This window comes from Stenotrophomonas sp. Bg11-02, assembly GCF_002836635.1.
Classification (GTDB): Bacteria; Pseudomonadota; Gammaproteobacteria; order Xanthomonadales; family Xanthomonadaceae; genus Stenotrophomonas; species Stenotrophomonas lacuserhaii.
In genome coordinates, this window is record NZ_PJAY01000064.1 from 94,561 (window position 1) to 100,582 (window position 6,022).

Below are 6,022 nucleotides of genomic sequence, written 5' to 3' on the forward strand. Positions count from 1 at the left end.
TTCTCAAGCCACGTCGGCACGGGACGACGAGGTCCCCTCGAACTGCCCGATTTCTCCAACCTGCGCCGTCAAGGTCGCCCGCGACAGCGTGTGGATTGGTAGTGCAACGAACGCCTTGATACGGTTCTCCATGTACGCCAGCGCCTGCCGGAAGGCGGCGCGCTGCCACATGTCCCCGCGCGTTTCGTGGCTGGGATCCTCGATGCCCCAGTGGCCCGTGACCGGTTGTCCCGGCCACAGTGGGCAGGCCTCGCCCGCGGCCTGGTCGCAGACGGTGAACACGAAATCCATGCGTGGGGCCGTCACGCCGAACTCGTCCCATGCCTTGGACCGCAGGCCCTCGATCGGGTAGTCGGCCTGGCGCAGCGTCTCAATCGCCAGCGGGTGGACCTCGCCCCTGGGGCGGCTGCCGGCAGAGAACGCATTGAAACGGCCATCGCCGATCTTGCGAAGGACGCTCTCGGCCAGGATCGACCGGGCAGAATTGCCCGTGCACAGGAACAGGAACAGGACGTTAAAGGGCTGAGGAAGGCTCATGCGCAGGTCTCCGCGGTACAAGGAGTGACGAGGTTGAGGAGGGCGCCGCAGATCTCCGGGTTCCCGGAGCAGCAGTCCTCGGTGAGAAACGCAAGAAGCTGGCGCATGTCCTCGTAGCTTGCGGCGTACAGGACACGTCGCCCGTCGCGCCAAGAGCGCAGCAGGCTCGCGCGCTCCAGGGTCGCAAGGTGGAAGCTCATGCGCGTTGGCGGGATCGCAAGCGCTTCGGCGATTTCGCCCGATGGCATGCCATCAGGGCCTGCGCGCACAAGCATCCGGAACGCGGCAAGGCGGTCGGTGTGTGCGAGCGCAGAGAGTGCTGAAACAGCAGAACTGTCCTTCATGCGCGCACTCTACAATTATCTTTGCAGAATGCAATCATAAGCTGCTTCTGGGTTCTACGCGGCCCGGCCGTTGAGGCATAGGGCCTGAACGCGCGGCCGCCATTTACCCCGCGCAGCAGGACAGTTGCTTCACATCCTTGGTGAAGGTCTGCGCTGCGAGTTTTAGCCCCTCGACCATGGTCAGATAAGGGAACAATTGGTCGGCCAGTTCCTGCACAGTCATCCGTGCGCGGATGGCGAGCGCGGCCGTCTGAATCAGTTCCCCCGCCTCAGAGGCTACCGCCTGCACGCCAATCAGTCGGCCGGAGCCGGCCTCTGCGACCAGCTTGATGAAACCGCGCGTGTCGAAGTTGACCAGCGCCCGCGGCACGTTATCGAGCGTCAGCGTGCGGCTGTTGGTCTCGATGCCGGCATGGTGTGCTTCGGATTCGCTATACCCCACGGTGGCGACTTGCGGGTCGGTGAACACGACCGCCGGCATCGCTGTCAGGTCCAGCGCTATGTCACCGCCGGTCATGTTGATTGCAGCGCGGGTACCGGCCGCCGCGGCGACGTAGACGAACTGCGGCTGGTCAGTGCAGTCGCCCGCGGCGTAGATGTTCGGTGCGTCGGTGCGCATCCCCTTGTCGATGACGATGGCGCCCTGCGCGTTGACCGTGACACCTGCCGCGTCGAGATCGAGGGCGCGTGTGTTCGGCGTGCGGCCAGTGGCGACCATTAGGCGGTCAGCGCGTAGTTCGCCGCGCCCGGTCGTGAGCACGAATTCTTCGTTTGCAAAGGCCACCTCGCTGGCCTGCGTGTGCTCCAGCACCTCGATGCCTTCGTCGCGGAACGCGGCCGTGACCGCTTCACCGATGGCCGGGTCGTCGCGGAGGAACAGCGTGCTGCGCGCCAGGATCGTGACCCGGCTGCCGAGTCGGGCGAACGCCTGCGCGAGTTCGACCGCCACCACCGAAGAACCGATCACCGCCAGCCGCTCGGGAATGCGGTCGCTGGCCAGCGCCTCGGTGGAGGTCCAGTAAGGGGTATCCCGCAAACCGGGGATCGGCGGGATCGCTGGGCTGGCACCGGTGGCGATCAAGCAGCGGTCGAAGGCGACTTCGCGTTCGCCGCTGTCCGCCAGTTGCACGTTCAGATGGCGGTCGTCCCGGAAACGGGCTCCGCCGCGTAGCACGGTGATAGCTGGAGTGCTGGCCAAGATACCTTCGTACTTGGCGTGACGCAGTTCGTCGACGCGCCCCTGCTGCTGCGCCAGCAAACGCTGGCGCAGGATCGCGGGCGATGCGGCCGCAATGCCGGCGTCGAACGGACTCTCGCGCCGCACATGGGCGATGTGCGCGGCACGAATCATGATTTTGGATGGTACGCAGCCGACATTGACGCAGGTACCGCCGAGGGTGTCGCGCTCGATCAAAGTGACGCGCGCCCCATGCTCGACGGCTTTCAGCGCCGCCGCCATCGCCGCGCCGCCACTGCCGATCACAGCCACATGAAGCGTAGGCTCGCCGCCGCCACGCTTCCTTTCACCGTTCAGCCATCCCCACGCCTTGTCCAGCAGGCCATGGGGTTTGCTCGGCGAGTCCGCAGCCTGCGCCCGGTAACCGAGGGCGGACACTGAGGCGACCAGCGTCGCCATATCCAAACCGGCGCTCGCATCAGCTCTGATTTCAGCCCGCCGTTGCGGATAAGACACGACAGCCGAACGTACACCGGGCACCTTCTCCAAAGCTTGCCGGACGTGCTCGGCGCACGCTCCGCAGGTCATGCCATTGACGTGCAGTGTGATCGGCTCGGTCATGGGGCGATCACTCTTTGACGGTTGAAGGGTAGCCCACGTTTTCGGTGGCTTTGGTGAAGTTGGCCGGCGTGGTCTTGGTGTCGTCATAAGTCACCACCGCCTCTTTGGGCTCCCAGGTCACCTTGGCTTCAATGACGCCATCGACCTTGGATAGCGCCTTCTTGAGCGTGATCGGACAGGTGGCGCAGGTCATGCTCGGTACCGACAGCGTGACGGTCTTGGTGCCGGCCCAGGCGGTAGCGCTCAGAGCAACGTTCAGAGCGAGCAGTGCGACGAGTTTCTTCATGGCGATCTCCTTTTCAGTAGAACAGGGGCATGAGGTAGGGAAAAACGAGAGCGATCAGCACCAGAGCGGCCACGATCCAGAAAAGCACCTTGTAGGCCTTTCGCACCTGGGGCGCGGCACACGCCTCGTCCGGCGCACAGACGCGGACGGGCCGGAAGATGCGGCGCCAAGCGAAGAACAGCGCGACGAGCGCGGCTCCGATGAAGATTGGCCGATACGGATCGAGCGCGGTCAGGTTGCTGATCCAGGCGCCCGAGAAGCCCAGCGTGACCAGCACCAGCGGGCCAAGGCAGCAAGCTGAGGCGAGGATGGCGGCAACGCCGCCGGTCGCCAATGCGCCGCGGCCGTTGCTGGGTTCTGCCATGGAAATCTCCTTTCGGGACTTTGCGTGATGCGTTAACGTTACTTCCGTAGTCAAGTACGGAGTCAAGCGCCATGGTGAACATTCCGGAAACCTTGACCATTGGGGCCTTCGCCAAGGCCGCCGGGGTCAACGTGGAGACCATTCGGTTCTATCAGCGCAAGGGCCTGCTGCCCGAGCCGGATCGACCCATCGGCGGCATCCGCCGCTATGGACCGATGGACGTGGGCCGAGTGAAGTTCGTCAAGTCCGCTCAGCGCCTGGGATTCAATCTGGACGAGGTTGTCCAGTTGCTCAAGCTGGAGGACGGCACACATTGCCACGAGGCCGCAGACCTTGCGGTAGCGCGGCTGGTAGATGTGCGCCTGCGGCTGACCGATCTCCGGCGCATGGAATCGGCGTTATCCCAACTGGTGAAAGCGTGCGGTTCGCAACGGGGCAGAGTGTCCTGCCCACTGATTGCTTCCCTGCACGGAAGCCCGATTGCTTAACCCGGTTTTCGTTCCACTTCGCCTCAAACCCCGTTCTCTTGCACTCGACTTAGATGGTCGAGGACCTGATGCGCTCGGTAACACCTGGACTGGGTACGCGGTGGACTCGTTGTGCTATTCCGTCCGGCAAATGGCGATCGCCCAGGTTGGGCGGTTTCATACGCCCAAAGAAGCAAAATCGGCTGACACCCGTGCTCACGCGGGATAATTCAATATTATCCCGTATAACTATTTTCGCCGACGAGCGGTCGTCTACCTGCTTTAATAGTATGTAATTACATGGTATGTAATACATTACGAAATAAAGTGGGGTGGCACGATGGCGCGCGCAGGACTCTATAAGAGTGACGTCCAGAAGGCGCGCGACGCGCTGCTGGCCCAAGGCAAGAAGCCGTCAGTCGACGCGGTGCGAGTGGCCTTGGGCAACACGGGCTCCAAGACCACGATCCACCGCTACTTGCGTGAACTGGAAGGAGAGGAAGGCGGCGGTCCGGCGAGGACGGTAGCCGTTAGTGATGCTTTGCAGGACTTGGTTGCGCGCTTGGCCTCGCGGCTCCAGGAGGAAGCAGAGGCCATCCTCACCCAGGAGCGTGAGCGCCATCAGGCTGAGCTCCACAGTCGGCAACAGGCGCTTTCCGGTGCCCAAGAGGAGGCTGCCGCCTTGAGCAGTCGGCTGCAGCGCACCGAAGCAAGCCTGCACCAAGAGCAAGCTGCTCACGCCCTCCTTCAACAGAATCTAGGTGACAGGATCGCGGAAATCGCCCAGTTGAACGAGCGCATCGCTGGCATGACGGTGCGGCTGGCTGATCATGAGGCGCATACGCGTTCTCTGGAGGACAAGCATGCCCATGCCCGGGAAGCGCTTGAGCACTACCGCACTTCAACCAAAGAGCAGCGTGAGCAAGAGCTTCGCCGTCACGAGCATCAGGTCCAAGAGCTGCAAGTAGCCTTACGTCAGGCCAATGAAGCCTTGGGCGCGAAGAATCAGGAGCTGTTGGTGCTGAACCGCGACAATGGTCAATGGCTGGAGCGCCACGGGCGGATTGAGCGTGAGCTTGCCCAGCTACGACAGGCCCACGAAGGCCAACACAGCGAGGTCGTGGCGTTGCGCCAGACCGCGACGGACTATTTGGCACTGCAGGAGCGCTGGAAGACTGACGCCAAGACCTTGGATACCATGCGCAACGAGCTAGCTCAAGTTCAAGACACCCTTGCGCGGGAGCGTGAGCGCCGCGAGAGCGCTGAAGCCGATGCGTTGCGTGCCAATGCACGTCTTGAAGCGCTAGAGCCTCTACTGAATCAACTGACGCCAGCACAAAATGCGGTGAAGAAAACTCGGCGCGGCCATGCGCAAGATGGGGGAGCCGACTGACGAGGCTGCTCGTTTGTCTGCTAGCGGCTGGGGTGGCGCTCACCTGTCCAGTACGCCCATTCCATAGGGACGACCCAATCTACAAACAGTTTGGCTACTGAGGACTCCGGTGCCAAATGATAGGGCTTGAACATGCCTTGCTCGGGCGAACTGGTCATCAGGTAGCGCAGGCGCTTCTGGACCTCCTGAAAGATGGCTTCCCGCACATGGGCGCTGTCGTGCACGCCAAGACGCATCGCCACCGAGGCACCTTGGCGTACCGCCGCCCAGCAGCAGTAACGCCACCGCGCGATCGGCAAGCCCCGCGGTCCGGATTGAAAGACGAACCCCACATCACGTGCCCAGCCTGGGTCGAAGTGATGTTTGAGCAATTGCTGCTCCAGAAACTGCTCGGTCTCCCAGAGTGCAAGTTCATCCCACAGCTCCAGTTTCGCGTCCGCCAAGTCTACATCGTGTGCCATATCGCCGAGTTGGTCTTCCAGCACCGGGAGCAGGTGCCTGCGCTCGTGGGTAGACCAGGCGAAAGCCCATTGCAGATCTTCGATGGGCGTGACCTCGGCATCGGGGCGGATCTGCCATCGATCCGCTGGCCAGGGAACTTGGATCAAGGCCAAGTCTCGCAGCGTGTCCAGCACCAGCAAGGTGGAGCGGCGTGTGGGCGCCACCGGTATGCGTCGTAGCTGCGCGGCTAACAGTGCGGCTAGGAAAAGGGTGCCACGAAGGCCCAACTCCTCGATGCTGGCGACCCCAGATGGCGTCATTGACGAGGTTCCGGGCATGCGGTTTCCGGGGATGAGGGAGCGGCGTGGCTCCTGGGGCTGTCTCGTATACAA

Annotated in this window: 8 protein-coding genes; 2 read left to right on the plus strand and 6 right to left on the minus strand. The window is 62.9% G+C overall.

All coding sequences use genetic code 11. The annotated features are described in order from the left end of the window. Positions 1 to 3: 3 nt before the first annotated feature. From CXG43_RS14240 to merT, 5 genes are all read right to left on the minus strand, one after another. Complete coding sequence (locus CXG43_RS14240; RefSeq protein WP_101100510.1) at positions 4 to 537, minus strand: arsenate reductase ArsC; 534 nt, start codon at positions 535 to 537, stop codon at positions 4 to 6. After that, a complete protein-coding gene (locus CXG43_RS14245) occupies positions 534 to 881 on the minus strand; it encodes a metalloregulator ArsR/SmtB family transcription factor (RefSeq protein ID WP_101100511.1) in 348 nt (115 codons plus the stop codon). The genes CXG43_RS14240 and CXG43_RS14245 overlap by 4 nt, the downstream gene beginning before the upstream one ends. A 103-nt stretch (positions 882 to 984) precedes the next feature. Beyond that, positions 985 to 2,679, minus strand: a complete 1,695-nt coding sequence (gene merA, locus CXG43_RS14250; protein ID WP_101100512.1) for a mercury(II) reductase — start codon at positions 2,677 to 2,679, stop codon at positions 985 to 987. 7 nt (positions 2,680 to 2,686) lie between these two features. Next, positions 2,687 to 2,965, minus strand: coding sequence for a mercury resistance system periplasmic binding protein MerP (merP, locus tag CXG43_RS14255; RefSeq protein WP_101100513.1), 279 nt, complete (start codon positions 2,963 to 2,965; stop codon positions 2,687 to 2,689). A 13-nt stretch (positions 2,966 to 2,978) separates the two neighbouring features. Next, the gene (merT, locus tag CXG43_RS14260; RefSeq protein ID WP_101100514.1) at positions 2,979 to 3,329 is read right to left on the minus strand and encodes a mercuric ion transporter MerT; all 351 of its coding nucleotides are present in this window, start codon (positions 3,327 to 3,329) and stop codon (positions 2,979 to 2,981) included. 71 nt (positions 3,330 to 3,400) lie between these two features. On the opposite strand from merT, the gene merR reads away from it, so the two are divergent. Then, complete coding sequence (merR, locus tag CXG43_RS14265; protein ID WP_101100515.1) at positions 3,401 to 3,817, plus strand: Hg(II)-responsive transcriptional regulator; 417 nt, start codon at positions 3,401 to 3,403, stop codon at positions 3,815 to 3,817. Positions 3,818 to 4,136: 319 nt separating this feature from the next. After that, the gene (locus tag CXG43_RS14270; RefSeq protein ID WP_032961134.1) at positions 4,137 to 5,189 is read left to right on the plus strand and encodes a DNA-binding protein; all 1,053 of its coding nucleotides are present in this window, start codon (positions 4,137 to 4,139) and stop codon (positions 5,187 to 5,189) included. A gap of 20 nt (positions 5,190 to 5,209) precedes the next feature. Here CXG43_RS14270 and CXG43_RS14275 read toward each other — a convergent pair. After that, positions 5,210 to 6,022, minus strand: an 813-nt coding sequence (locus CXG43_RS14275) for a hypothetical protein (RefSeq protein ID WP_232767809.1), incomplete at its 5' end; no start/stop codon positions are given.

Bases quoted from the DNA above. Each gene is read 5' to 3' on its own strand.
- merA (WP_101100512.1), bottom strand. From the start codon at position 2,679: ATGACCGAGCCGATCACACTGCACGTCAATGGCATGACCTGCGGAGCG.
- CXG43_RS14240 (WP_101100510.1), bottom strand. From the start codon at position 537: ATGAGCCTTCCTCAGCCCTTTAACGTCCTGTTCCTGTTCCTGTGCACG.
- CXG43_RS14270 (WP_032961134.1), top strand. From the start codon at position 4,137: ATGGCGCGCGCAGGACTCTATAAGAGTGACGTCCAGAAGGCGCGCGAC.
- merP (WP_101100513.1), bottom strand. From the start codon at position 2,965: ATGAAGAAACTCGTCGCACTGCTCGCTCTGAACGTTGCTCTGAGCGCT.
- CXG43_RS14245 (WP_101100511.1), bottom strand. From the start codon at position 881: ATGAAGGACAGTTCTGCTGTTTCAGCACTCTCTGCGCTCGCACACACC.
- merT (WP_101100514.1), bottom strand. From the start codon at position 3,329: ATGGCAGAACCCAGCAACGGCCGCGGCGCATTGGCGACCGGCGGCGTT.
- merR (WP_101100515.1), top strand. From the start codon at position 3,401: ATGGTGAACATTCCGGAAACCTTGACCATTGGGGCCTTCGCCAAGGCC.